The organism is Paenibacillus sp. NPDC056722 (assembly GCF_042790635.1).
GTDB classification, from domain to species: Bacteria; Bacillota; Bacilli; order Paenibacillales; family Paenibacillaceae; genus Paenibacillus_AQ; species Paenibacillus_AQ agri.
On record NZ_JBHTYV010000002.1, the window covers coordinates 902148 to 928180 of the forward strand.

The 26033-nt window shown below is 49.5% G+C and carries 25 protein-coding genes; 3 read left to right on the top strand and 22 right to left on the bottom strand.

The window, feature by feature from the left end; genetic code table 11:
* Positions 1–115 precede the first annotated feature (115 nt).
* From ACFRAM_RS08400 to ACFRAM_RS08410, 3 genes are all read right to left on the bottom strand, one after another.
* A complete protein-coding gene (locus tag ACFRAM_RS08400; protein ID WP_175370085.1) occupies positions 116–340 on the bottom strand; it encodes a hypothetical protein in 225 nt (74 codons plus the stop codon).
* Positions 337–1350, bottom strand: coding sequence for a TIR domain-containing protein (locus ACFRAM_RS08405; RefSeq protein ID WP_379465494.1), 1014 nt, complete (start codon positions 1348–1350; stop codon positions 337–339). The genes ACFRAM_RS08400 and ACFRAM_RS08405 overlap by 4 nt, the downstream gene beginning before the upstream one ends.
* 754 nt (positions 1351–2104) lie before the next feature.
* Positions 2105–4081, bottom strand: coding sequence for a GTP-binding protein (locus tag ACFRAM_RS08410; protein WP_379465495.1), 1977 nt, complete (start codon positions 4079–4081; stop codon positions 2105–2107).
* 104 nt (positions 4082–4185) lie between these two features.
* Here ACFRAM_RS08410 and ACFRAM_RS08415 point away from each other — a divergent pair, with 104 nt between their 5' ends.
* Positions 4186–5157 carry an S-layer homology domain-containing protein gene (locus ACFRAM_RS08415; RefSeq protein WP_379465496.1) on the top strand — a complete coding sequence of 324 codons (972 nt, stop codon included), beginning with the start codon at positions 4186–4188 and terminating at the stop codon, positions 5155–5157.
* 102 nt (positions 5158–5259) lie between these two features.
* Here ACFRAM_RS08415 and ACFRAM_RS08420 read toward each other — a convergent pair whose 3' ends face one another.
* The 4 genes from ACFRAM_RS08420 to ACFRAM_RS08435 form a co-directional block, all read right to left on the bottom strand.
* Complete coding sequence (locus tag ACFRAM_RS08420) at positions 5260–6033, bottom strand: Cof-type HAD-IIB family hydrolase (RefSeq protein WP_175370081.1); 774 nt, start codon at positions 6031–6033, stop codon at positions 5260–5262.
* A 101-nt stretch (positions 6034–6134) separates the two neighbouring features.
* Positions 6135–6551 (bottom strand): MerR family transcriptional regulator, encoded by a 417-nt coding sequence (locus tag ACFRAM_RS08425; RefSeq protein WP_379465497.1) that lies wholly within the window; start codon positions 6549–6551, stop codon positions 6135–6137.
* Positions 6552–6585: 34 nt separating this feature from the next.
* Positions 6586–8034: an alpha/beta hydrolase family protein gene (locus tag ACFRAM_RS08430; RefSeq protein ID WP_379465498.1), complete on the bottom strand. Its 1449-nt coding sequence runs from the start codon at positions 8032–8034 to the stop codon at positions 6586–6588.
* Positions 8035–8119: 85 nt separating this feature from the next.
* Positions 8120–8701: an NAD(P)H-dependent oxidoreductase gene (locus tag ACFRAM_RS08435; protein WP_379465499.1), complete on the bottom strand. Its 582-nt coding sequence runs from the start codon at positions 8699–8701 to the stop codon at positions 8120–8122.
* Positions 8702–8834: 133 nt separating this feature from the next.
* On the opposite strand from ACFRAM_RS08435, the gene ACFRAM_RS08440 reads away from it, so the two are divergent.
* Positions 8835–9263 carry a MarR family winged helix-turn-helix transcriptional regulator gene (locus ACFRAM_RS08440; protein ID WP_379465500.1) on the top strand — a complete coding sequence of 143 codons (429 nt, stop codon included), beginning with the start codon at positions 8835–8837 and terminating at the stop codon, positions 9261–9263.
* A 174-nt stretch (positions 9264–9437) separates the two neighbouring features.
* Here ACFRAM_RS08440 and ACFRAM_RS08445 read toward each other — a convergent pair whose 3' ends face one another.
* From ACFRAM_RS08445 to ACFRAM_RS08515, 15 genes are all read right to left on the bottom strand, one after another.
* The gene (locus ACFRAM_RS08445; RefSeq protein ID WP_379465501.1) at positions 9438–10055 is read right to left on the bottom strand and encodes a histidine phosphatase family protein; all 618 of its coding nucleotides are present in this window, start codon (positions 10053–10055) and stop codon (positions 9438–9440) included.
* A 78-nt stretch (positions 10056–10133) separates the two neighbouring features.
* Positions 10134–11120, bottom strand: a complete 987-nt coding sequence (locus ACFRAM_RS08450) for a zinc-dependent alcohol dehydrogenase family protein (RefSeq protein WP_379465502.1) — start codon at positions 11118–11120, stop codon at positions 10134–10136.
* Between the two features lie 18 nt (positions 11121–11138).
* Positions 11139–11714, bottom strand: coding sequence for a VanZ family protein (locus ACFRAM_RS08455; RefSeq protein ID WP_379465503.1), 576 nt, complete (start codon positions 11712–11714; stop codon positions 11139–11141).
* A gap of 32 nt (positions 11715–11746) precedes the next feature.
* On the bottom strand, positions 11747–12592 hold the full coding sequence (locus tag ACFRAM_RS08460; protein WP_379465504.1) for a M15 family metallopeptidase: 846 nt from the start codon (positions 12590–12592) through the stop codon (positions 11747–11749).
* Positions 12593–12708: 116 nt separating this feature from the next.
* Positions 12709–13809, bottom strand: a complete 1101-nt coding sequence (locus ACFRAM_RS08465; RefSeq protein ID WP_379465505.1) for a sensor histidine kinase — start codon at positions 13807–13809, stop codon at positions 12709–12711.
* On the bottom strand, positions 13802–14497 hold the full coding sequence (locus ACFRAM_RS08470) for a response regulator transcription factor (RefSeq protein WP_379465506.1): 696 nt from the start codon (positions 14495–14497) through the stop codon (positions 13802–13804). The genes ACFRAM_RS08465 and ACFRAM_RS08470 overlap by 8 nt, the downstream gene beginning before the upstream one ends.
* 396 nt (positions 14498–14893) lie before the next feature.
* Positions 14894–17095 carry a Tex family protein gene (locus ACFRAM_RS08475; protein WP_379465543.1) on the bottom strand — a complete coding sequence of 734 codons (2202 nt, stop codon included), beginning with the start codon at positions 17093–17095 and terminating at the stop codon, positions 14894–14896.
* Positions 17096–17257: 162 nt separating this feature from the next.
* On the bottom strand, positions 17258–18460 hold the full coding sequence (locus ACFRAM_RS08480; protein ID WP_379465507.1) for an MFS transporter: 1203 nt from the start codon (positions 18458–18460) through the stop codon (positions 17258–17260).
* Positions 18461–18644: 184 nt separating this feature from the next.
* Positions 18645–19241 (bottom strand): TetR/AcrR family transcriptional regulator, encoded by a 597-nt coding sequence (locus tag ACFRAM_RS08485; RefSeq protein WP_379465544.1) that lies wholly within the window; start codon positions 19239–19241, stop codon positions 18645–18647.
* A gap of 192 nt (positions 19242–19433) precedes the next feature.
* Positions 19434–19784, bottom strand: coding sequence for a type II toxin-antitoxin system PemK/MazF family toxin (locus ACFRAM_RS08490; protein ID WP_066367250.1), 351 nt, complete (start codon positions 19782–19784; stop codon positions 19434–19436).
* 3 nt (positions 19785–19787) lie between these two features.
* Positions 19788–20069 carry a CopG family ribbon-helix-helix protein gene (locus tag ACFRAM_RS08495; protein WP_066367449.1) on the bottom strand — a complete coding sequence of 94 codons (282 nt, stop codon included), beginning with the start codon at positions 20067–20069 and terminating at the stop codon, positions 19788–19790.
* 214 nt (positions 20070–20283) lie between these two features.
* The gene (gene alr / locus ACFRAM_RS08500) at positions 20284–21465 is read right to left on the bottom strand and encodes an alanine racemase (RefSeq protein ID WP_379465508.1); all 1182 of its coding nucleotides are present in this window, start codon (positions 21463–21465) and stop codon (positions 20284–20286) included.
* 214 nt (positions 21466–21679) lie between these two features.
* Complete coding sequence (locus ACFRAM_RS08505; protein ID WP_379465509.1) at positions 21680–22765, bottom strand: outer membrane lipoprotein-sorting protein; 1086 nt, start codon at positions 22763–22765, stop codon at positions 21680–21682.
* Between the two features lie 575 nt (positions 22766–23340).
* Positions 23341–24303 (bottom strand): DUF4367 domain-containing protein, encoded by a 963-nt coding sequence (locus ACFRAM_RS08510; protein ID WP_379465510.1) that lies wholly within the window; start codon positions 24301–24303, stop codon positions 23341–23343.
* Complete coding sequence (locus ACFRAM_RS08515) at positions 24300–24872, bottom strand: sigma-70 family RNA polymerase sigma factor (RefSeq protein ID WP_379465511.1); 573 nt, start codon at positions 24870–24872, stop codon at positions 24300–24302. The genes ACFRAM_RS08510 and ACFRAM_RS08515 overlap by 4 nt, the downstream gene beginning before the upstream one ends.
* Before the next feature lie 210 nt (positions 24873–25082).
* Here ACFRAM_RS08515 and ACFRAM_RS08520 point away from each other — a divergent pair, with 210 nt between their 5' ends.
* Entirely contained in the window at positions 25083–25973 is an 891-nt protein-coding gene (locus ACFRAM_RS08520) for a LysR family transcriptional regulator (protein WP_379465512.1), read from the top strand.
* The last annotated feature ends 60 nt before the right edge of the window (positions 25974–26033 follow it).

Below are 26033 nucleotides of genomic sequence, written 5' to 3' on the forward strand. Positions count from 1 at the left end.
ACTATACTAAATTATCTTATAACCTTTTAAAAGACAACTAACTCCATCCCACAACAAAAAAAGCAAGCTGATCCCGGTACCCCAAGATCCTCCTGCTTTCGGCCTGCTTCATATGTTATCGTGCAAAAAACGGCTTCTCATAATTGGCATCCATTTGGTACACCAAAATATAGTTCACGTCGCTATCGCTACTAACGGAAGGTCCCTTGACGACTCTGCCCGACTCATTACTCAGGGCTATTGTTCTTAGCCTGTCCCGATTCTTACGGGAGATGGATGAGACTTTATAGGCTTGCCCCGCTTTCTCAAGGCTGCCCTCATTACCGCGCGGTTTGCTCATTTCAAATCCCCTCCGAACAAATAGTTGAGTACGTTCATAAATTCCTTGTTATCCTCGGAGATCTGCTCGAAGTGCTTCGCTGTCAGTTCCAGAGGGCCAATCAAATGGATCGTAATTACCAATTCCTTACCTAGAGGATAACACACAATATATTCAGCGGCAACATGCACCCGGTACAGAAAAAATTGAACCGTCCCCTGCAAAAAAGCATCCAGCACCAGAATCCGGTCCTTACCATTACGGCCGTCGTTGTCCTCGAATGCATAGAAGCGGTCTTTGCCGACATTGCCGGCCACCTGCCTGATCCCGTCATTACCTTCAGCACGCCAAATGGCCGCTCCCCGGATCCGGAACTGTTCCAGTGACGAGATGTCATAGCTGGTTCTGACAGCCTCATATAATTTATCATATTCTCCACCAGCCGAGAGGTTCGAGGGCCGGACATAATTGATGAAGAACATCAGCAGCATATCCTTCATCCGAATTTCGCGCTCCAGGTTCTGAATCTTAACATAGGGATCGGCAAAATGCTGCTTCTCCTCGATTTGCCGGGTAATCTTCGCACAAGCCACACTTACAGCAGCCGTATAATTATTATCATCACGCAGTTCGTAATACAGCAATGTAAGTCCCAGCAGATCGGAAGGCAAACGGAATCCATCGATCCCTTGTCCAGCTACTTCTTGCGGCACCGAGCGCGGCAATATGAAAAAGACCCGTTCACGCTTTAATTTGCCCCAGAACATTCCCAGTTCGAAAATAGTGTTGTCCCGTGGTGCGAGATACACTTTCCCGCGTAGCGTGACAATATCATCTGGGGCCAGCACAAAGACAGCAAAGCTGCTCTGCGTGAGCTGCTCGTCCAGATCTTCCATCGTGTAACGGTTTTCATTAAAAACGCCAGCGGTCCACGGCGTCACCGTAGCCACATAGCTTAAATTTTCGTTAATCGCATCCACGTAATGCTTCGCCTCAAGCGATGATCCTATAAATACTTTGGGTTTGTTCACGACAATGACCCTCTCTTTGTTATTTTTTGAAGATAACAAAAGATTGCTGGCCTTTAGGTACTTGGAATTTATCTTAATATGACAAATAACTAGAATTATATCACGCTTATATTTACATATATATACTTTTAATAAAGAAAGATTCCATATCCAATATAAATTTTAAGCGTTATCAATATAAATGGTGATAAATGTAATACATATAGATTTAAAGATTTAAGCATGGATATTTATCTATTCTTTAATTGCTTCATAAAACTGCTTCATTAGGCCATTCGAAGAACCCTATATGGGGGGTATCCCAGTATCACTGGATGCTAAGACTAAAGAATTATTTAACAGGAAAATATACCGTTAATCCTGGCTTTTTAGGCCTCATCTCCAGAATAACGGGAAATCCTCCCGTTAATTCCTCCATTCATACGAAATTGAAGCTAATCAGTGAAATTAACAGGAGTTTTTCCAGTTATTTTAGAGAGAAGCCGCAATTCCGCCTAATTAACGCCCATTTTTCCAGTTATTCAACCGGACAGTTACTATGCTCACACCTAAAACTGAACATACAACTACAACTTACGCTTACATCTACGCCTACACTTACATTCACACTTACTCTTACTTCCACACTTACTCTTACTTCCACACTTACTCTTACATCCACACCTGCACTTACATTCACACTACCTTGCATTCACAACTACTTTTGCAAGCTATATCTGCTCACTCACCAAGCTTGAATCCAGAAAATACTCCCCTACCCCTGCAGCGCCTTGCGCACGCTGAGAATATACTTCGACTGATCGAGCGGGTTCACTCCACGACGGGTGCGCTCGGCGGTAACGTCGGGCGGGCATTCTTCATATCCGGCAAAAAAAGAAGTGAACGTGCTGCGCCCCTTCGTGAAGGAGCTTAGCGTGACCGGATAATCGAGCGACGTTGCCAGCGGCAGACGGCCTTCGATGACCATCCGGTCACCCAGCAGCACCGGTGGCTCGAAGGTACCGCGCATTTGCACAAGATCGTTCATGACGCGCCCTCCGTTCTCCTCGGGCACTACAATCCGCACCTGAAGCACCGGCTCCAGCAGCTTGGTGCCAACACGGGCTAGCCCGTCCATAATGCCCATTGGCGTCGCCACGGCAAAATCCAGCGGATGGGTATGCCACACATGGTGCTGCCCCTCCACCAATGTCACCTTCAGGTCGGTGACCTCCCAACCGTACAATCCCTGCTGCAAGGCCTCCGGCACCCTCCGGGCCGTCTCATTCTGGTATTGCGGCAGCAGGTCGGAACTGCGCACGACCGAGTCGTAGACCAGGCCACTGCCCAGCGGCCCCGGTTCAATCTGGAACCGCAGGATTGCCCAGCATGGCTTAGGCATCGTATAGGCGATGAAGCCTTCCCCTGCATGGGCAGGCGTCTCTTTATAGATCACGGACGGCTGGCCGAAGGTGACCGCCAGGCCGTACCTGCTCTCCATCACGCTGCCGAGAATCTCCAGCTGGATCGGGCCCATCACCTTGATGTGCAGCTCCCGCTCTTCCGGGAGCCACTGCGCATCCAGCAGCGGATCTTCGTCGGCGAGCTCCTGCATGGCGGCAATCACTTTGTGATCGTCCGCTGCTTCTGCCCAGTGCACCCGCACCGTCAGCAGTGGCACCGCGAGCTTGGCTTCCTGCGGAATGGCATCCGGCCGGCCTAGTACATCGCCGATCCGTACCCCTGACAGGCCGTACACCACGCCAATATCTCCGGCCTCCAGAGCGCCGACATCCTCGGTACGTCCACCCTCAACCTTGCGGACTTGGGTAATCTTGCCCTGGATATCTTGCGAGTAGTTCTGAACAGCATCACGATTGCGAATCGTCCCTTCGTACAAACGGACAAACGCCATTCGCCCCATACTCTTATCCCGCTGAATGTTATATACAATGCCGGATACGGGAAGCTCTGCATCTCCGCCCGCTCTTGGGAAATACTGAATCATAGCGTCCAGCAGGGCAGGAATTCCCATTCCCTTGGCAGCGGCGCCATAGACCAGCGGGAAGAGCTCCGCAGCAGCTGCACGACTCACAAGGTGGCTCCGCCATACTGCAAGATCAAGTGAATCGCCAGCCATATAGGTCTCCAGCAAAGCCTCATCCCGCTCGGCCAAGGCTTCCAGCAGTTCAATCTGTGCAGCGGAATCCGCGCCCTGCTCCCAAAGATCGGCAGTACCAGCATAATCCTGCTCCCTGCCAAGAGGCTGCTGAACCGGGATAATATCCCCGGACAGATAAGTATGAGCCTGAGCCAGCACCGCTTCCGGGTCCGCGCCGGTCCGGTCCATTTTATTCATAAAGATAATTGTGGGAATCTTCAGCTTACGCAGTGCGCTCCAAATCATCTCGCTTTGTGCTTGCACGCCCTCGACTGCAGAGAGAATCAGCACCGCGCAGTCCATCACGCGAAGCGAGCGTTCTACCTCTGAGAGAAAATCAACGTGGCCGGGGGTATCCACCAGATTCACCTGTACCCCTTTCCAGGCAAAGGAAGCCAGCGCCGCCCGTACCGAAATGCCCCGCTGACGTTCCACATCGAGCGAATCGGTCAGCGCCGTGCCAGTATCTACGCTGCCCAGCGAACGGATGCGACCGCTCTCATATAAAATATGCTCCGTTGTTGTCGTCTTTCCGGCATCAACATGGGCAAAAATTCCGACATTAATCCGTTCCATCCTCTGCTGCCCCATATCTATTGATCTCCTGTCAATCACTTAAAAGTTTTAAGTTTATTATAAGTTCCTGCAACATTTTGAGACAATCCCCCATCTAAGAAGATAAGAGGTGAGGCACAATGAAGACAACATCATTCATGAACAGCGCTAAAAAAATAACAATAGCGTGTAGCATTCTGGCAGCAAGTGTATCCTTCGGGGCATCGGCATTTGCATTCTCCGATCTGAAGGGCGATCCAGCGGAGACCAAAATCAATGCCCTGCATAAGGATGGCATTATTAACGGTGTTACGAGTGACAAGTTCGCGCCGAAGAGCAGTGTAACCTTTGCACAAGGCATTCAATTCATCGTCAGTGGTCTGAAGCTGTCGCCGAAGCCCGATGCCGGTAGCACGGGCACTGTGAGCAGTCATTTTACTCATGTAAACGATAAAGCCTGGTATGCCTCTGCTTTCCTGACCGCAAAGCAGAACGGACTTCCACTCGACAAGAATGTGGACCCTAACGCAGCGATGTCACGCGCACAGTTCGCACACCTGCTCGCTGAAGCGCTCAAGACAAAAGGTAATTTCCCAGTGACGATGATGTTTTTTAATATTACAGACGGGGACAAACTCTCCAAAGATGTTATGAATAACCTGCAAATTCTGCTCAACACACATCTCGTACAGCTAGACAAGAACGGGAAATTCCGGCCAAATGATTCTGTAACCCGTTCAGAAGCCGCTGCCTGGATCTACGATGCGGCCCAATTCGCAAAGAACATTGAAGCACCAGATGATAGCGCCAATGCACCAGGCTACAACTACGAGACAGATATCAACGTGACCAAAGCTGCAGAAGGCGTTAATAAAGTGACATTGACCGTGAACAACCTGCCCAACCCGGGGTATGGACTGGTTATTGAGAAGATCGAGTTCGGCAAAGACAAGACAGCTACGATCTATTTCAATGTAACAGACCCTGAGCCTGGAAAAATGTATCCGCAGGTCATTACCAAAGGTTCAGCAGTTACGTTCCTACCGGAAGGCTACACAGCCGTAGCAAAGTCCGTGAAAGGTACCAGTTCTCCAGCTCCAGGTATCAAGTAATACACGTGGAAGACAAATAACCACTAGCAAACAATACAAGCAGGCCATGATCTCCCGCGGGAAGCATGGCCTGCTTTTTTTTCAACTTTCGCAAAGCATCGATTATATGAGTCCGTATTTCCTCAGCGCGTAGTCAATTCCGCCCTCGCTGGATGATCTCGTCACAAAGTCTGCGGATTGCTTAAGTCTGTCCCCGGCATTGCCCATGGCAATGCCAAGGCCAGCCATCTCCAGCATATCGATATCGTTCCCTCCATCTCCGAAGGCTACAATCTCGGATGCCTCTATCCCCAGATGCTGAAGCACTTTCAGTATGGCAACTGACTTAGAGACCTCCTCTTGCAGTACACTGAGCACATAAGGATGCCAGCGTCTGAAGCTCAGGTGTGGGAACTTCTCTATATATGTACTGACCATATCATCCGTTCCATACAGACACATTAAGTAAACTTCCTCATTATAGATTAGCGGATTTACCGCAGGGTATTCACTAAGGAACAGCGTCTCCTTCAAGGCCCGCAGTATCTCCGCATCCTGCACTCCGTTCATACAGAAATCCTCCGTGTAAAAGGACAAGCCATGATTCTGCATACTTGCGAACTCAACAACTTCCCTGAGATAATCCGGCTTCATCGGCAGCTTATGAATCACTTCATCCTTATGCTTCGCATACCCGCCGTTCGCGGTAATCACAGTTTCGATGCCAAGCTGCTTAAGTTCCCGGCACATGGATAGCGGTCGTCCGGTGGCTGCCCCCACCTTGATACCGTTCCTCTGCAAGGCCCGAATCGCTGCCCGGGTATCCTCTGGAATCCTGCCATCCTCATGGCTCGTAAGCGTTCCGTCTACGTCGAAGAAAACCATTTTACAATCCATATGTATCCTCCCGAACATGTCATAGACTACACCTGATATTGTACTTAATTCCAATAATGAACAACAGTAGACAAAGTAATGAAAATTAAATAATAGCTGAACTATCCCTGTTCTCTATTTTGAAATGATTGCAGATAATCATGGATCTCTTCCCTGGGCATCTCCAGCAGACTAGAGAGCAAGGTCTGGATGGACCGGAGCGTAGCGATCCTCTCGTCGATTTCCTGAATTTTATCACGTACCCGTTCCTTCAATATCTCCTCACCAGACTCCAGCGAATATTTCCCTATACCCTGGTTGAGATCATGGAGAATTTCCTTGATTTGCTTCAGAGAATACCCCAGAGATTGAGCATCCTTAATGAACCGGATCTTCACCACATAATCCTCGGAGTATATCCGATAGCCATTGGCAATCCGTGCCGGAAGGGGCAGGATACCAGAATCCTCATAGTAACGGATCGTCGCCATGCTGACCCCTGTCCGCTTCGCCAGCTCCCCGCGCGTCATTCCTTCCATGCCAGTGACCCCCTGTCTGTGTCTCATGCCCAGATTACATTCTTTTCTTCGTGTACAGGTCGTCGAACTTCACTTCCGGATAATCGGCAGAAGGTCCGTTCAGCAATTGCTGTTCTTGTCCTTTTAAGTATTGGTCGAAGAATGCTCTGACGTAGGATCTGGTAATATCTACATTATGGACCGGGTCTATCTCTTTCGCAAAAAGGGACGGGGCTAGCAGGGCAATATCTGTGAAGCTCTGGTGAAAGAAAGGCTCCACCGTCAAATAATAGGTATCGCTGGTGCTGTGCGTCATCGCCGACTCCAGATCGCGAACGAACTCCTCATAGAACACTTTGTCCTTGTTCGTTATCGAGGGGTCAAGCATCTTCGCCGTGCCGCCGGTCATCATATACATGAAAGGCTGCTTCATACCGGTATGGGCAACATCGCCCCAGAACCCGCCCTCCAGACTGACCCCTGCCTTGAACCGGTCATCCTGCGCAAGTGCCTCTGCAGTCGTTGCCCCGCCGTAGGAATGCCCGAAGATGCCGATATGATCCAAATCCAGCTTGCCTTGCAACAACCCATCTGGGTCCTGCACATTCCACGCTTCAAGGGTATCCAGAACAAAGCGACTATCCTCCACACGAACTCCAACGCCTTTGATATTCTGCTGGTACACCTCTGCCGGGGTTGGGAATTCTGGATCAGGTTTATAAAATGTAGCATGACCATCCGGGAACGTGACTTTGGCTGAGGTGTAAGGATGATCCATGCCCACCACAACATATCCGTTGCTTACGAGCTCCTCAATAGCGGTCAGACTCTGAAAGCGGGTGGAGCGAACCCCCGGCGAGAATAACGCCACCGGATAATGCTCTTGGTCCGATGAAACTGTCGCTCCTTCTACTACATGTGTTGGCACCAGACCTACATAGTCGAACAGCTGCTTCGGAAGGCCGAAAACCAGACTGATAGCTTCTCCCAAATCCCCAGGATAATGCTCCTTCGTCTTCCCCTTGGCTTGATCCGGGTCTACCGGATACCAGACATTCACCATCAGTTCGCGCTTGCCGCCAGGCTGGACTCCCAAAGTCTCTATACGGGATTCATCCGTCAGCTGACGGGATACCGTGCCAATCGCATATTTTCCAGTAGGCTCAGGCATGGTGAATACAGGCAGCAGTACACTCAGATATACGGCCGCGCCCGATAGTACCAGAACCAGAACAGACAGCAGGCTCTTGCTCCACCAGGACCGGATACGTGCTTGGCCGATAGACTTGGTCTGTCTAACCAACAACACGATAATCAGTACCAGTGCTACAGCATAGGCGGGAACCATCTGTAACCGGACTTTATCTATAATGGCGTGCAACAGCACAATGAGTCCTAAGAACAACAACATCGCGGTGTTCCAGCGCCGCTCTCTTTTTCCAAAGAGCATTCCACCCGTAACGGCCAGAACCACCAGCACAAAAACAACTTCCAGTAATCTCATGAGCAATACCCCCAACATCTCTGATATACCTAAATCATAAACGTTGAAGTATACTGCAAGGTCAAGCTTCTGTGATTAAATTTAGTTAATAATTAGAAAAATAACGATAAATCTTGTTCAGCTTCGCCTTATGCCGTCCACGCGGACTCTCCATGCTGCCAAACTCGAAGAATTTCACCTTCTTGATACCGACATAATTGAATAATGCTTTGCGCATTAAAGCCTTGTGCGCGTTGTTCAGCAATAAAAGCATATAGTTCGCAGGCCCTTTCATAACCGAAATGCAGACGACCGATTTACCCTTCAACAACCCCTCCGGCAGCATCTTGCCTGTATCCTTATAAGCAAATCCCGAGGCGAACATTTGGTCAATATAGCCCATAAGCATCGCCGGTGGCCGCCCCCACCAGATCGGATACACGAATACAATTTTGTCTGCCCATAGAAGCTGTTCCCGGTACTCGGCAAGCGCGGGTTCTTTGTACATATCCCGTCTGCGCTTGTGCTCATTAAACACCAGAACGGGATCAAAACCTTCTTCGTAAAGATCCAGCACCTTGATTTCCTCAATCCTGTCGTTCTCGTTGCCTCCCTTAATAACTTCCTGTAAGAAGGCGTAGCTCAAGCTTCGATGGTTAGGATGCGTATAGATGACGAGCATTTTCATAATTTGAACCCCTTTACTTATCATTTGATAACAAAATGGTAGCACGGTCATTATTTAGTTGTCAATTGATAATTTTCATTTGATAATTGTTTTTTGATAATTAATTTGCTATGTTGTCAAGGGAGGGGATTCTGTGGACAAGAGTGCTATTTTTCAAAAATTTTTGACTTTTACAGCTGCTGTGCATCAAATCTCGAATGATTTCACTAAAGACGTCAGACCGGGTGATATTACCACCGTTCAATATAAGATCCTGGAATACATTGCTGTCAGTCAGCCTTCTACACTCAGCAGTATCAGTGAATGTATGCATATGTCCATGCCGAATACGAGCCGGGAAATCAAGAAGCTAAGCGAGAAGCAGTTCTGTGAGAAGGTTACTGATCTGGAGGACCGGCGCAAACAATACATCCGGCTGTCGGCCAAAGGGGAAGCGTTGATGAATGAAGTATTCGGCCGAATTGAAGCCCAGTTCGATGAGCGCTTACTGAACATCTCTGAAGACGAGCTGAAGGAGTTAGAGCAGGCTATAGATCTGCTGCATACGAAAGTGTTTTATTGATTCATTGCCAGCTGACCCGATTTTTCAGTAGTTTGCACGGGTAAGCATGAACAACATTGCTGCCGGTATTCTCAATAGTTCGTTCAAAACAAAAAATGACCCTCTTTCGGGGTCATTTTTTCCATCAAGGGGAACAACGTACTGTCACTTACATGTCAGTCGGCCCCATTGTATTTATTCTTCGTAATGACTAATGTCCCCATGTAACACAATTTCCGGGACACCATCCGTAATATCAATACGGCAAAGGCTTGTCGGATGAATCTCGGGCAGCCCCCAAAGCTCCTTCATTGCCTTCCCTTCGAAATAAGCCATTAGCAGCTTAATCGTTATCGTATGCGTGACAATAAGCACAGATTGCCCTTCATGTTTCTCCAGAATTTCCTGCAATTTATGAAGTGCCCTTGCCTGCACCTGTCCATAAGTCTCACTTCCCTCAAGCTCGAACTTCTCGGGGTCCTTCCAGAAGTTGTCCCACTGTTCAGGATAGCGGGGTGCTACCTCAGAATGCAGGCTTCCTTCCCATAAACCAAAGCTCATCTCCATGAAATCTTCCGAGGTCTCCAGCGGGATGCTGCGTTCTCCGCGTACAAGCTCCGCAGTCCGCACCGCCCGGGGGCTGGGGCTTGAGTAGATGGCATCCAGCGGTACGGTGTGCATTCCCTTTCTAAGCCACTCCGCCTGTTGTAGCCCCCTTGGGGTCAGGGGAGAGTCCTCAGATCCTTGCATCCGATGTACGAGATTCCACTCTGTCTCTCCATGCCGTGTCAAATATATTTTCGTACTTCCCATGACAAGATCCAGCTCCCATTCCTCTAGAATGAGCCAATATTAACATACTTACTATTCCTTGTCTGTTCATTCCTGCCTTTAGCCACGCAACATAATCTTCCCGGTGTTCCTCCCGGGAGAACTCGCCGCATAAACGGCCTCCCTAATCTCTGTCAGCGGGTAACACGCCGCGGGAGGCATCAACGATAAGTGCCCCTCCATGATCATGGAAATGATGGTGTTAAAGGTTGCCTGCCACGTCTGCACAGAGACCTGCTGATTCCAGTGTCGCAGGTGGAACAGCTTCACATCGATGCCCCTACGGCTCAGTTCCGTCCCGTTCAGCGGAATGCCTGACAGCAGTCCTAGCGTTACGAACTTCTCGCCACGGCGAAGACACATGGACAACTCCATACCTGAGGGTCCACCGATCGAATCAATTCCAGCTGTAACGCCGTCCCCCTCCGTCAGTTCCATGACCGTATCATACAATGATGAGGTTGCCGTATCAATCACTTGAGACGCACCTAGTCGGAGCAGCTCGTCTGTATAGTAATTACTGCGAGTAACGGCGATCAGACGGAATCCGAGCATTTTAGAGAATTGGGCCAAGATACGTCCAAGCGCAGAACCAGCGGCGTTGACCACCAGCTTGTCTCCCGGACCCAGCTTCAATGTTTCCGTACAAATGACCCAGGCTGTGACCGGGTTTATGTAAAGTTGTGCGGCCGTATAATCATCCATCTCGTCAGGAACAGGAACCGCCCATTCTGCGGGAGACGTCACATATTCCTGCCAGGTCCCTTCCCCGCGCAGGGGCAACACACGCTTGCCCATAAGTGCCGGGGAAACATCTCGTCCCACTGCTATCACTATCCCTACACCTTCGTACCCGGGAATGGCAGGAAGTGAGGTGCGGTGAGCGTAAGCCCCGGTAATCGGAATCAGATCAGAAGGATTGACTGGAGAAGCCAGCATCCGCACAAGAATCTTACCGGCACCCGGGAATCCAATCGGTTTAAGTTCATATTGTACACTATCCCTTGGGCGTCCAAATTCGTAGAATCTTACACATCCGGCTTCCATGGTAATCACTCCTATACTTCATTTATCCAGAAATAGATACTCCGGTGTACTCAGACGCTGCTGAGACCTCGGCGTCTCTCCTCCCCGGTCAGCCTCACTGTCTGGCTTGCGGCGAGCAGGCCCAGAGAACATTTTATACAGCATATAACCTACTAACCCGCCCAATGTATTCAGGAGCAGATCATCCACATCGAACGTTCCGATGGCCAGCACAAGCTGGGTGGACTCGAAACACAGGCTAAGCAGCAGCGAACACATCAACACTTTGGCCACTGACCATTGAACGTTTCGGAAGACGACCGGCAAGAACAGACCAAGCGGGATGAACGCCAGTACGTTGCCAGTCAGATTGATATTCAGAAAAGGGTTCGATAGCGACAGGTGGTGCAGATCTCTCTTAATCTCATTAAAGGGTACCAGATTGTAGGGGCGAAGAAAAATCCTCCCCGGGTCCTGCAACGTACGCTGGAATTGCTGTAGTAGAATATGTACGTCCACATGCCCACCTTTGAACAGGATCACCTTGACCAATAGATACAGATATGCGGTGAATGATATGAGTGTTAGCACACCGGGTGATTTGGAATTCTTCATGTTGTCCTCGCCTCTCTCATCTCAGGTTGTCTTCACTTCTCGCTCGTCACGATGACGCCATCGACGTTATTGCCTGATATTTCATAACGCTGATTCACTGGAATTCTGATCATCACATTGTCCGTGACCGGATAATAGGTTACTTCGTAAGTCCTGCCCTCAGCTTCAGCAGTAAGGCTTTTTTTCTCCCGAAGATAGTCCAGATACTGCTCCAGCACCATATCCTTCTCCTGCATTATTGCACTGTGCGGCAAGCCAACATAACGAAAATGCCAGGGCTCGTACTGAATTCCGGTAATCGCCGTCTTGTCCTCCGGGTAGCGAAGTACAAAACCGTACTTCCAGGCATTTTTCTTCAACCATTTCCCTTCCGGCGCCCTTTTCATCTCTGCTTGGGAAGATCCGACGTCCAGCGACAAGCCCAGATTATGTTCACTACGACCCGGCGGAAGCGCAACCTGCGATCCTTTTTCCCGGTATAGCGCCTCCTGTTCTGCAAAGTCACGGTAACCACTACTGATCAGAAAACGACTGACCCCATCCTGCTCCGCAGCCTGAACCATCTTCACAAAGGCCTGAGCTACCGACCTCGACAGACGGAGCTTCGTGTCCATCAGTGCATATCCCTGCGTAAGCTCCGAATGCTCCGACAGCTTCACGATATCGGATTTGATGCTTGCCTCATGCAACGGATTATCCTTGTTAACAAGCAGCAGCTCCCCCTGATAAATCTGGGATGCCGCGACCATCTGGAACGCATTACTGCCCGGCTGGGGATCAATGGCCTCGCCCTCTTCGGTAAGACCCTTCGAAACATATTTAATGGCTATCCCACCCAGCATAAGTACAACAACTACAAAAAAGCCCCACTTTTTCATATACAGTTAACCTCCCTGATTCCTCTTATCTTCAGAATAGAGACCACTGTTTAAAAAAAAGCGGGGCTAAATATAAAGTTTTCCTTAAATTAGAAGGGTGAACCTCTCCATAGTTCTTAAACTTGATGACTCTCCTGCGGCAGTCTCACTTCAAAGCAGGTACGGACCACACTGCTCTCTACAGTGATGGTGCCCTGATGCTGCTCGACGATATTTTTGGCAATAAACAGACCCAGACCTGTTCCGCCTTCCTGTTGACTGCGCGACTCATCGCTGGTGTAATACATCTCGAAGATATGCGGCAATTTCTCTGGTGTGATATATCCGCCGTAATTCAACACCTGTATAACAACCTCGTTGCCTTCCGAGAAGCTGTTGATATCAACGAATTGACCATCCTTCCCGTACCTGGCGGCATTGCTGAGCAGATTCTCAAACACACGGGCTAATAGCTCTCCATCACCCTGAATCTGCAGCTTGGGCACGATGTTCAGCCTTGCGCTGAGATGATTTTTTTCGAAGACCGGATACATTTCCTCACTTAACTGCATCAACAGACCACTGAGATCCAGTTGGTTCTTCTGGAGGGGCAGCATGCCATAATTCATCCGGGTAATCTCGAACAGTTCATCAATAAGCTTCTCCAGGCGCTGGGATTTGGTATAAGCAATCTCGGTAAAATGTCTGGTCTGCTCCTCTGTCAGTTTGTCCCCCTTCAGAATCCAGTCCAGGTAGCCCAGGACCGAGGTAAGCGGTGTGCGCAGATCATGGGCCAAATTCACAATCAGCTGATCTTTGCTGCTCTCTGCAAACGCCCCCCGTTCCACCGCCTCCTGCAGCTTCTCGCTGGCAAGATTCAGCTCTTTGGCAATCGCCCGAAACTCATCCTTGGAGGAGATATCGACCCGGTGCTTGAAATCGCCGCTCGCCAGATGGTGAATGCCTTTGGTGATTTCATTAAAGTAGGAAGCATACGGCTTCGTGAAAAGGTAGAAGAAGAAGATCGCGAGCGGGATAAAGATCAGCAGGAAAAAGTAAATATCCCCAATGTTGGACATAATGTGGCGGTAATGAGCCAAAGGATCTTCACGTTTCACTCCGGAATAATACATCTGAAGAAGCCTGTAAATGACATAAGTAATACTGCCGGACAGAAGCATGCTGAGTCCCAGGAATGTGATCATTCTCGTCCGAAAACTGAGCAGCCCTCTATCCATTGAACGTGTACCCCACGCCCCAGATCGTTTTAATAAATTTGGTCTTGTTCATGTCCTCGCCTAACTTCTTACGCAGGGTACGGATATGCACCATCACGGTGTTGGCGCCTTCGTAGTACGCTTCGCCCCATACCTGCTGGAAAATATTTTCCGAGCTGAAGACCTGCTTCGGATGGCTGGCCAGCAAATACAGAATATCGAACTCCTTCGGCGTCAGATCGATGGCTTGTCCGTACAGCATCACCGTATGCTGCTCGGAATTAATGCTGAGTCCCCCCGCTTCCAGAACAGCGCTGGCCGCAGCCGCTGGCTGGCTAAACTGCATGGACCGACGTAGCTGTGAATTCACTCGCGCTACCAGTTCCATTGGATTGAACGGTTTTGTCATGTAGTCATCCGCCCCGATGACTAGTCCTGTGATTTTATCGAGATCAGAGGTCTTGGCACTCAGAAAAATAATCGGCATATGGTGCTTCTCGCGGATCTGCCGGGTAACCTCGTATCCGTCCAGCTCCGGCATCATAATATCGAGAATTGCCAAATCCACGGTCTGAGTCTGTACAGCTTGAACCGCCTCTTTGCCGTTAAAAGCCTTGATAATATGGTATCCCTCTTTGGTCAGGTGCAGCTCGACCAGATCGGCAATTTCTGCTTCATCATCTGCTATCAGAATCGTTATTCGTTTCACTGTATTCACTCCCACCCGTGTTCACTGCTCCTGGCTGTTGTTGCTCTATAGATGAATTCAAGAGTCAAACGTATTGCTTGGTCGTCACTACGGTGAATGTTTGGACTTCCGGTCGCTGTTGTCCCCAGATTTCTTCAATTAAACCGCTTCTAGCGGTTGAAATCCGGGAACAGTCTGTGCTTCCGATGCGAGCTTTCCTGTGGAAAGCTTTCAGGCGAGCGCTAACGCTCCTACAGTTCCAAACCTTCCCCTTCGTTCCTTCTCGCTTTTTGTTACTTTCTTTCATTCATCTTATATGTCAGGAACCGTCTCTGATTGTATACCCTCATTATACAAAAAAGCTACCTGCATATTGTAACCATGCAGGTAGCTTTACTAAATTCAGTATGCCGTTGCCTAATTTTCTGTACGCGGCGGGCGCATCGTGAGGCTGACCCGGCCTTTCTTAAGGTCCACACCCATGACCCAGACCGTCACGTTATCCCCGACGGAGACCACGTCCATAGGATGCTTCACGAAGCTGCCGCTGAGCTGGGAGATATGGACCAGCCCATCGTTCTTGATCCCGATGTCGACGAACGCGCCGAAGTCGATCACGTTGCGGACGGTGCCCTGCATCTCCATGCCGGGCACCAGGTCCTCGATCTTCAGCACATCGGTGCGGAAGATCGGCAGTGGCAGCTCCTCGCGCGGGTCACGGCCCGGACGCTGGAGACTCTCCAGGATGTCACGCAGGGTCGGCACGCCGACATCCAGCCGGGCAGCCAGCTCCTCCGGCTTCTGTGCCGCCAGCTCAGAAGCCACTTCCTTACTGCCCAGACTGGATACATCCAGTCCGAGCGTCTTGAACAACCGGTCCACCACGGTGTAGGACTCGGGGTGGATTGGTGTCCGGTCGAGGGTGTTGTCGCCTCCCGGAATCCGCAGGAATCCGATGCACTGCTCATAGGATTTCGCACCGAGGCGCGGCACCTTCTGCAGCTGCTTCCGCGCGGTGAATTTGCCGTTCTCCTCACGGTATTTGACGATGTTCTTCGCAATCGTCGCATTCACGCCGGAGACGTACGACAACAGCGACGGCGACGCTGTATTCACGTCGACGCCGACATGGTTAACGGCCGATTCCACGACGGCCTTGAGGCTCTCTTCCAGATGCTTCTGCGAGACGTCATGCTGGTATTGCCCGACCCCGATCGCCTTGGGGTCGATCTTGACCAGCTCCGCGAGCGGGTCCTGCACGCGGCGGGCAATCGATGCGGCGCTGCGCTCCGCCACATCAAGGTCCGGGAACTCCTCCTGCGCCAGCTTGGAGGCGGAGTAGACACTGGCTCCCGCTTCATTGACGATCAGGTAGGCCAGGTCGGGATTGCCGATCTCGGCAATCACCTCGGCCGTGAACTGCTCCGTCTCGCGGGAGCCGGTCCCGTTGCCGATCACGATGAGCTGGATGCCATACTTGGCGATCAGCTCCTTGAACTTGGCAGCGGCTTCGCGCTTTTTGTTATTCGGCGGTGTCGGATAGGTCACCGCCACCTCCAGCAGCTTGCCGGTATCGTCTACGACGGCCAGCTTGCAGCCTGTGCGGTAGGCAGGGTCCACGCCGAGGACGCAGCGGCCTTTGACCGGCGGCTGCAGCAGCAGGCTCCGCAGATTGCCGGAGAAGATCGAGATCGCCTGATTCTCGCCCTTCTCCGTCATTTCCCCGCGCACCTCACGCTCCACAGACGGAGCAATCAGACGCTTATAGGCATCTTCGATGACACTTTCCAGCAGGTCTTTAACCGGAGAAGGCCCCTTGATGACCTTGCGTCCGATGAAGGTATGAATCTTATCTGCCACAATCTCAATGCCCACCTTGAGCACACTCTCCCGCTCCCCGCGGTTGATCGCAAGAATACGGTGCGGCGGCATTTTATGTACCGGCTCACGATAGCTGTAATAGTTCTCATATACCGATTCCTGCTCGGCATCCTTGGCCTCCGAGACCAGAATTCCCTGGCTGGCCGTATACTGGCGCACCCAGGAACGGATGGCCGGATCATCGGCGATATTCTCGGCGATAATGTCCATCGCGCCTTGCAGCGCTGCCTCCGCCGTCTCTACGCCCTTCTCGGCATCGATGTAACGGGCTGCCTCCGCCTCGGGGCTGCCTTGTCTCGGCTGCCCGATGATCCACTCTGCCAGCGGCTCCAGCCCCTTCTCCTTGGCTACGCTGGCCCGGGTCTTCCGCTTCTGGCGGAAGGGGCGGTACAGATCCTCCACCTCTTGCAGCTTAACCGCCTTGGCGATTTGCTCCTGCAGCTCAGGAGTCAGCTTTCCTTGCTCCTCAATACTGCGGAGAACATCTTTCTTCCTATCGCTCAGATTACGCAGATAACCGAGACGCTCTTCGATATCGCGCAGCGCGTTCTCGTCCAGTTCCCCCGTCATTTCCTTCCGGTATCTCGCAATAAAGGGAATCGTGTTACCCTCATCCAATAATCCTACTGTGGTCCGCACTTGCTTGGGCGCAATGCTTAGTTCTTTGGCAATCGCCAGAATAATCGTTTCCTGCTCGCGCTGGGCAGCCGCTTCATCGGCCACGGCTCCAGCATTCATGTTCTCTGCAGTCAATACAATCCCTCTTTCCGCCTCGCAATTCTGTACAACCTTCATGCTAAAATAGTATCACAGATTCGGTCCGGTACCAAAATGCCCACGCCGGACACCGCTCCGGAGTACACGGAGAAGTGCCAGCGTGGGCATTTTCATAAGGAAATCCTATGACGTCTGCTGGCCTCTCATGCTCCGTTTACTGGAGCTGAGTGACAGGATAAAGGATACGGCAAGGACCAGCGCCGCTACCGCATACGGGAAATTAATGTTGATATCAAATAGATATCCGGCAACGATCGGTCCGGCAATGTTGCCGAGGCTCGTATATGCCGAGTTCATACCGGCGACAAACCCCTGTGAATCCCCGGCCATTTTGGACAATTGCGTGCTCACCGCAGGTCGCAGGATATCCATAGCCAAGAATACGATAAAGGTAACTGTAATGATCGCCCAGTAGCTGCTCACAAATACCGTCAACAGAATAAACACGGCCGAGGCCAAGAGACAAATGGCGATCACTCTGTTCTCTCCGAAGCGATTCAGAATCCAGCCAAAAGCCGATACCTGAACCACTGCACCGGCAATGGAACCAAACGTAATGACGAAGGCAATATCCTTCGGCGTAAATCCGAATTTATGATCCACGAACAATCCGAATACCGTCTCGTAATTGGCGAGGCCGAAAGCGAGTACGAATACAATAACCAGACTGAAGAAATAAGGCTGGCGGTAAGATTGCACAAGCTGTAACAACAGGCTTTCCTGGTTCTTTCCAGAGGTTTTAGCTTCTTTACGCTGCTCCGCAGTAAGAGATTCCGGCAGAACCGCGAATGTCACCACAGCAATAAGACCTGCCGCGATGGCTGCCACGAAGAACGGCGCGCGGATGCCGAACTCAGCAAGATAACCGCCAATCCCGGGTCCAATAATAAAACCAGTCGAGATGGCTGCATTGATCAGCCCCATTCCTCTGGCCCGTTCCTCCAAGGAGGTCGTATCTGCAACGTAGGCCATAACTGCGGGCATAATCAGGGCCGCTCCCGCTCCGCCCAGCATTCTGGAGATGAACAGCATCCAAGACATATTCGCCAAGCCGAACACTAACTCTGACACGGCGAAAACAACTAACCCGACGACAATTATATTCTTCCGTCCCATTGTATCGGACAACCTGCCCGCGATCGGAGACAAGAGCAGCTGACTAAGTGAGAACGCCGCCACCAGTAAACCAACCGTACTTCCGCTAATATTTAGCTCATTCATAAAAGTAGGCATAATGGGTACAACAAGACCGATTCCGGTAAAAGTCAGAAAAATCGTCAACATGACAAGCAGTATAGCTCCCCGGTTTCTAAGCAGTAATGACATGATTAACCTCCGTGTGCTCCCTGCACAGTTTCGAATAATATTTTTAGGCATTCAGTCAAGCCTAATTTTCTCTGTTCTAAATATCTGCTGGTACGAGCAATCCCATACCATAAAAATAAACAACCGACCAATAGAGACCGACCACCCGGTCTAATTTAAGACATGAGAAAGCTTGCGCTTCTCACTACGTACGTATTCCCTGCAGCAACAGTCTGAGCGATTTCCGATAATATTCTTTAATTTCCTCTATCCCCATCGGCGAGCGCGAAATCTCCGACACCTTTCCGACACCTTCCAGCAACCCACTGAGAATAACGACAATATCCTCAGGCTCATCTGCCTTGAGATAATGGGTATTTATCCCTTCCTTTACCAGATCACGGCAAGCCCGCAATGAATCATCATACATATGCCACAGCCGTTCCTCGATTTCAGCGGTATGATCCTTGATTCTTGCATACTCCTCCAGCGCCCGGATCAGCGGATTCTGGAAATCATTGGCACAGTGCTCGGCATAGGCATAGAAGCGTTCTTCAAGATCTGCGATCCCGGCCCGCTTGATATCCCAATTCTGGAGCCATAACTCGGTATCCTCTTCCACCACGTACAAGAACAATTCATCCTTGCTGGGAAAATGGTGATACAGGCTGCCCTTGCTGACACCTGCCGCCACACATACCTCATTCATGGTTACCGCGCCGTAGCCCTTCTGGACAAACAACTTGGCCGCGTTCTGTACAATCCGTTTCTTCGTTTCTTCTCCATCTGAACGTCCTTTGATTACAAATCCCTCCTAAACCGACTGTCCGGTCTAATTATAGCAGAGTTAAAATTTAAAGAGAACCCCGCTGCAGCAAATATCATTTTCTCCTGCAGGGAAAGGTCCCATTCACCCGTTGCCGCCAAAACAAAAAGGCACCCAGGAGAGATCCCGGGCGCCTTTGTTCAAGTACAGTTTATATCCTTGCCCTGCTTAGAAATCAATCAGGCCAAGGCTGATTTGCAGCGAATCATCCACCTTTTTCATTGTATCATCATCCAGGTGGGTGATCTTATCCGTTAAGCGCTGTTTGTCAATCGTCCGAACCTGCTCCAGCAGAATGACCGAATCGCGGTCAAATCCGTGAGCAGACGCATCAATCTCCACATGCGTCGGCAGTTTCGCCTTCTGAATCTGTGCTGTGATCGCCGCCACAATTACTGTGGGGCTAAAGCGATTGCCAATATCGTTCTGAATGATCAAAACCGGCCGAACTCCGCCTTGTTCGGAACCTACTACAGGCGAAAGATCGGCAAAAAAAACGTCGCCGCGTTTCACGATCAATGTCTACACCCCGCTTACTAAGCGGCCAAGAGTGCTGTCTGCATCTTCCTCCGCGAGGAACGCCTCGCATGCCATGGTCAAGTTAATCTTGGCCATTTCCATGTAGCCACGCTGCATGGACTCCCGGATGGCACGTTTCCTCCGTTCACTCAGGTACAGTTTCATGGCCTGCCTGATCAATTCACTCCGGTTGGAATTCTCCAGTTGAGCGATTCCATCCACTTCCTGCAAGAGATGATCGGGCAAGCTGATCATGATTCTTTTGGTGTTCTGCAAATTGGCCACCTTCTCTTCCACCCCCACAAACCTTCTGCCCTTGTCTTTCAGTTTAGCAATATACAAGGAATTTTATACAAGGAATATATGCTGTCAGTATATCAAGTATGCTGCATCCCATTATAAACTAGAAATGGTGGTTCGTATAGACTATACAAGACATAGTTGTTTACGATTTAATCCATTCCCAGAAATTACCTGTATATTATTAACTTTCAGGGCATTACGGCTGCAGCAAAGCATTCACCAGGTATGGAGTGCAACCTTCGCGTATATACACGCGTGGTACACGGTGTGCCAGCATGCAAACAACTTCATAGTGAATGGTTCCCAGGTGGAGCGCCAACTCGTCTGCCGTGATCGACACGCCAGCCTGCCGGCCGATGAGTACAACTTCCTCGCCTGCTTTGATTTGTTCCGCTTCTTCAGCGAAAGATTTCAGTGATACCATACACTGGTCCATGCAGATTGTTCCGACGACGGGGACCCGGCGGCCGCGTATTAGCACCTCCGCTTTGCCGCTAAGCATGCGGGAATATCCATCTGCGTACCCCACAGGCAGAGTTGCGATAATCTCTTCGCTGTCTGTGACGTAACGGGTGCCGTAGCTGATGCCCCAGTGGGGCGGCAGGCTCTTGACATAAACTACCTGCGTCTTCAGCGTCATAATCGGGTGCAGATCGATCAGCTGCCGGTTCACCTCGGTTGAGGGATAGAAGCCGTACAAGCTGATGCCTACACGCACCATGCCCGTGGATAAATAAGGTGTATCAATGGCCGTAGCACTGTTGCCCGTATGTATGATCGGGATATCAATCTCTTGTTCCCGAAGCGTTTCCGCCACGTCCGCGAATCGTCGGTACTGCTCCATTGTATAGCTTTTGTCTTCTTCATCCGCTTTGGCAAAATGGGTAAACATGCCTTCCAGCTCCGCTTGCGCCACAAGCTGTACTTCTGCGATAAAAGCAGGTACATCCGGCGGCAACAGTCCCAGCCTGCCCATCCCGCTATCCATCTTGATGTGTACTTTCAGCCGATGTTCCGGATCTACAGGAAGCTGCCCTATAGCCTCCAGTACTTCTTTCGTGAACAGCGTCACGGTTATGTTATTCTCCCAGGCAGCAGCGATTCCATCCGGAGATGTATAGCCTAGCACCAGAATGGGGAGCTTGATCCCTGCTTGACGCAGCTGAAGCGCCTCATCCAAGAAGGCCACACTGACATAATCCGCACCCAGTGTCTCGAGCTCCCGGGTAATTTCCACTGCTCCATGGCCGTACGCATTCGCTTTGACGCACCCCATAAACTTGGTCTCCGCGGGCAAAGCCGTACGGAAAGCTTCGTAATTGGCGCGCAAAGCGTCCAGATTGATCTCGGCTGCTGTCGGTCGATAGCTTGCTTGCACTTCAAAGTCACCTTCTTACGTTGTAGTAAAACGTTATCTGTTAGTAATGTCTTACTGGTAATGGTAATGCTAACGGAAGGTGACTGTCAATGTAACACAAGCGTGTTTGGCGGCCTAAAAATAATATACCCAAATTAACCAGCGAATAAAGAAAAAACGGATACTACGCTGTAGAGGAATGATTCCCACAATACGCAGTATCCGCCTACTCCTATTACTTACCCGATTGTTCCTGCATAGAAGCGGCAACTTTCACCATTTCATCAACTGGCAGATTTGCGCTTGTAATCCGGTACTCGATCCCTTCATTCGTCCAGGTCAGCGTCTGCAAATCGTCACCACTCAGGACCCCGAAGGTGAAGCCCATATCCCACAATTTGCCAGGAGTGAGGGACACTGCACGGTCCAGCGGACGGGCCTCCATGATCGTATATTGATAAATTCCGTCGTAGCGGAGCAGCACCGCCTGATCCTTGCTGCCTTCGATTTTATTGGAATCCTTCAGGCTCACACCCTCAGGAACGTAGTTCGGCTCCACAATACCGAAGTCGCCAAGCTCTGCAGCCACCGGCGGCTGGGCATTCTCTCCATCTTCCGGTGCCGACACCGGATTGCCGTTCTCATCTACCTCGGCCACCGTACTCTTGGATGGCGTTCCGGTGGACATATTCTTTTGCATATCGAAGGAATCCTTCGTGAAGTCCGTATCAAAGGTAAAGCTGTCGAACTTCACATTCACAACAACCTTGGCTTCTGAATCGGACACCTGCACCTGCTTCGGCGCATATGACTTCTTATCCAGCCAGATCTTCTGGCGTACCAACGCACTGCTTTGATAATTCGCCGCCACCTCAAACACGAAGTTATCTCCGTCGGCTACGAACTGGCGGTTGTTATCGGAGACAATACCTTGCACCAGCGTCTGGTACAGGTAGACCTGCCCCTGATGATCCGGCCAATCACTCTGGAAGCGGAAGCTCTTATTCAGACTCGGCGTCAGTACGAATACGCCCTCATCATTGCGCAGCACAATCTGCGTGATATCCTTCTGTACATTAGACAAGCTGATCCGGTAATAGGAAGGATTCTTGTACCATACCTCCACCTTGTATTCCTGCGGCTGTTCGCCGGTATACAGGGTCATCGTGCCCGAGCCTTGATATGTTCCCTGCTTGCTCTCCAACCTGTCAGCCACATCGTTCAAATCCTTGACTACGGACGCAGCATCCTTCTTCCCGCACCCCGTGAGCACCAGGGCCACGCTCATAATGATTGCGAGTACCCATGTTATCCGGCGCATGACATCATCCCCTTAACCTGTTTTGAATGCATTGATTAGTACATGTCTATGAGGGACTTGACCACAATATGCAGACGGGCATGACAAGCGTGGGTTTTGAACGGTGAAAGAGAGGTGATCATAAAGAACTTTCATGAGTCTTAGCTCACAACCCTGTATTAAAAATGCTGAAATCGTACATTTGCGTAAAAAAACCGCCCTCTGGCGGGTTCTTAAAATAGTTAACCTGGTACAATAACATTGATACAACAGACATTGTAAGTTTTTAGATGCTATATAGAGCGAATAAAGGATTCAAACCACTAGTCCCAATTAAGAGCATTTTTGTACCTTATATTTTTCTTTTTGAGGATAAAAAGGGAAATAAGAGCATTATTGTACCTTATTTCTTGTGAAAGTAGTGTAGGACATGAAAACTGAAGATTTAACATACAAAATTGCCCTTAATCTACGTCATTTCTCAGTTACATCCGATTTAGGGTACAAAAATGCCCTTATTTACATCGGAGTTCTGTCGTGTTTAAAAAAAGATCCCCCGCACGGGAGATCTTCTCATTCGTACTATTAGCGCATGTTCAACGAATAGATTCAGCGATTTTCAGGACCTCAGTCCGCTCTAGCCCCTTGGTTGAGAGGCCATATAAAACCCCATCCGCTTCCCAGTCAAGGTTTCTATCGTCCCACATCACGGCGTCAACGCCGCTTACGCTGACCTTCTCCATCTTACCGGTGCTAGACATTTCGTATGCGGTCTCCTTGTCGGAGAAGCGCTGTTGCATCCAAATCTTCGTCCCCTTCTTCTCACTGGTAAAGAACAAGTCGAGATATTTTCCGTTAACACCGTTCTCATCCTTATAAAATTCTCCATGGTCAAAAGCGAATCCTTCCGGCAAATACTTGGGAAGCTTTACTGTGAAGAGCGCGTATTGTTCCAGTTCAGCCGGTTCCTTTACTACTACTTTTTTCGCCGCTGCCTCCTTATCGCGCTGTTCCTGCTGGCTTTTCGTAATCAGCTCATCCCCATCAAAGCCTACGATAAGCTCACCATTGGCGTTATAGACCTCGCCCAGCTTCTCTGTATACGATTCTATCTTATTTCCGTCCTTGTCAAAAAGCTTTCCCTTCCACTTTTCTGGAAACGGCGGCTCTTGATCGGGATCGTATTGACTGGCAATAATGTTTCCCAGATTGATCTTTTGCAGAACTCTGCCCAGCATCTCCTGGGCAAAGGATGGCTTAACGAAGCTTACGCTAAGGGCACCTGCAACCAGAAGGGAAGCCATAATTATCGCTGGACGTCTGATGCTATTTTTAACCTTCATCTTTCTATCTGCCTCCTTTATCTTAATCCGGCTCTGTATCTTGTCCAAAATGTCCGACTTATTGGAAGTTTCACTGAAATCCTGTCCAGCCAGCGCCTTGCTTAAGCTCAGCAGTTCAAGGTACTCCGGAGAACCGTTCCACTCAGTGGAATCTTTCTGATGAAGACCCTCATCGATGTCTCTGGACAACCTCTGTACCGTCTCCTTGGCATTCACAGTTGTTCCACGCTCCCTATCTCCGATTTTAATTTCCGCATACTTCGGTACAGGATCACGCCGATGTTACTTTCGGACATTCCTGTGATGCTGGCGATCTCCTTATTCTTCAGATCCGCCCCGAATTTAAGTGCCACGATATTCCGCTCTTTGGCCGCCAGCGTATCCAGCGCACGGTTCAGTCCGCTGCTGCGTTCTCCCTCCAGCATACGCTCCTCAGGGGCTTGTCTTGTTGATACCAGTTCACGGATGGCATCCAGTGAGAACAAGCGAGTTCTCTTTTGGCTCCGGTAATAATCGTTCACTACGTTTCTTGCGATGGCGAACAGCCATACTTCGAATGGTGCTTTTTCCCCAGAGTAGCTATGCAGCTTGGATAATGTCTTCTCGAAAATCTGGCTGGTCAAATCCTCCGCCGTATATCGGCAATTGACGCGATAAGCGGTATAGTTGAATATCCTTGAATAATAGGTTTCAAAAATCGTTGTGAAGAGCTTATCTTTGTCCACGACTGTATCGTTTTCTTGCTTAATTTGACCAAAAGACTGTAGCAATGCGCGCTCTTGCATTCCTCTATTCTCCTTTCTTGCAATATTCACCGGCCAAGTGATTTACAGAAGCTAATACGCTAGCAGCCGTAATCTATTACATACACTAGGAAAATTTAACTAATACTACAATGAGCTCCTCTTACTTCTCCAGTATTGTGGAGAATATTATATATCTCAGTATTTACATATGATAAAATTACTTTAATAAAAATTAATGGGGTAGATTTTATGAATATTATCCAGCTTCATTATCTTGTAGATGTAGGAGAACTAGGTTCCTTTACAGAAGCAGCTAAAAAAAACCTCATGACTGTTCCGGCAATCAGTATTTCTATCAGCCAGTTAGAAGAGGAGTTAGAGGTTTCACTATTTCATCGCTCCAGAAAAGGTGTAACTCCAACTCCCGAAGGCAAAAAAGTTATACAGCATGCGGTCTCAATCCTCAGAAGCATCGATAAAATGAAAAAGGATATAGCTACTTTAAAGCATAGAAACTATGGTAATATCTTGATTTCAACCATTCCGGGTCTCGTCTCCAAAATTATCAACACCATGCTGGGGTTTCAAAAAAATTATCCCTATATAAATGTTCAAATGTTTGAAGGTGAAACGACTTCCGTTGTGAATCAGGTTAAAAACGGTATCGCGGATATGGGCTTCGTCTCTTTCTCCAAGAACCAACAAGATCCTTCACTTAATTGGCAGCCTATCATAAGAGATCAAGCGATCTTGGTTGTACATAAAAGTTCAGCATTGCGTTTTAAACGAAATATACCTGGGAATGAGATAAAAGATGAAACAATTGTCCTGTACAACGACCCCTATATAAAAATGATTGCTGAAAAATTCCTTCTAAACGACGAGTCGAATAGGCTTGCTTTAGTCACAAATAACGTTGATGGACTTTTCCAAATGGTTACTAAAGGGAATGCCATAACAATTGCTACAGAATATACGCTTAATTCATTGCCTCCTTATATAAAAGATGAGCTGATTTCGATTTCAATTAACGAATTTACTACCGTGCCTAACTATTTATGGAGAATTACGCGAAAAGACCAGGAAAATTCTGAGTTGATAGAACAGTTCACAGACCACCTTTTATCACAATTAACTTAAAATTTGTAGAGTCTAAATAGAAAAACGTGAGACCTTGCCGGAATGGTAAGGTCTTATTTA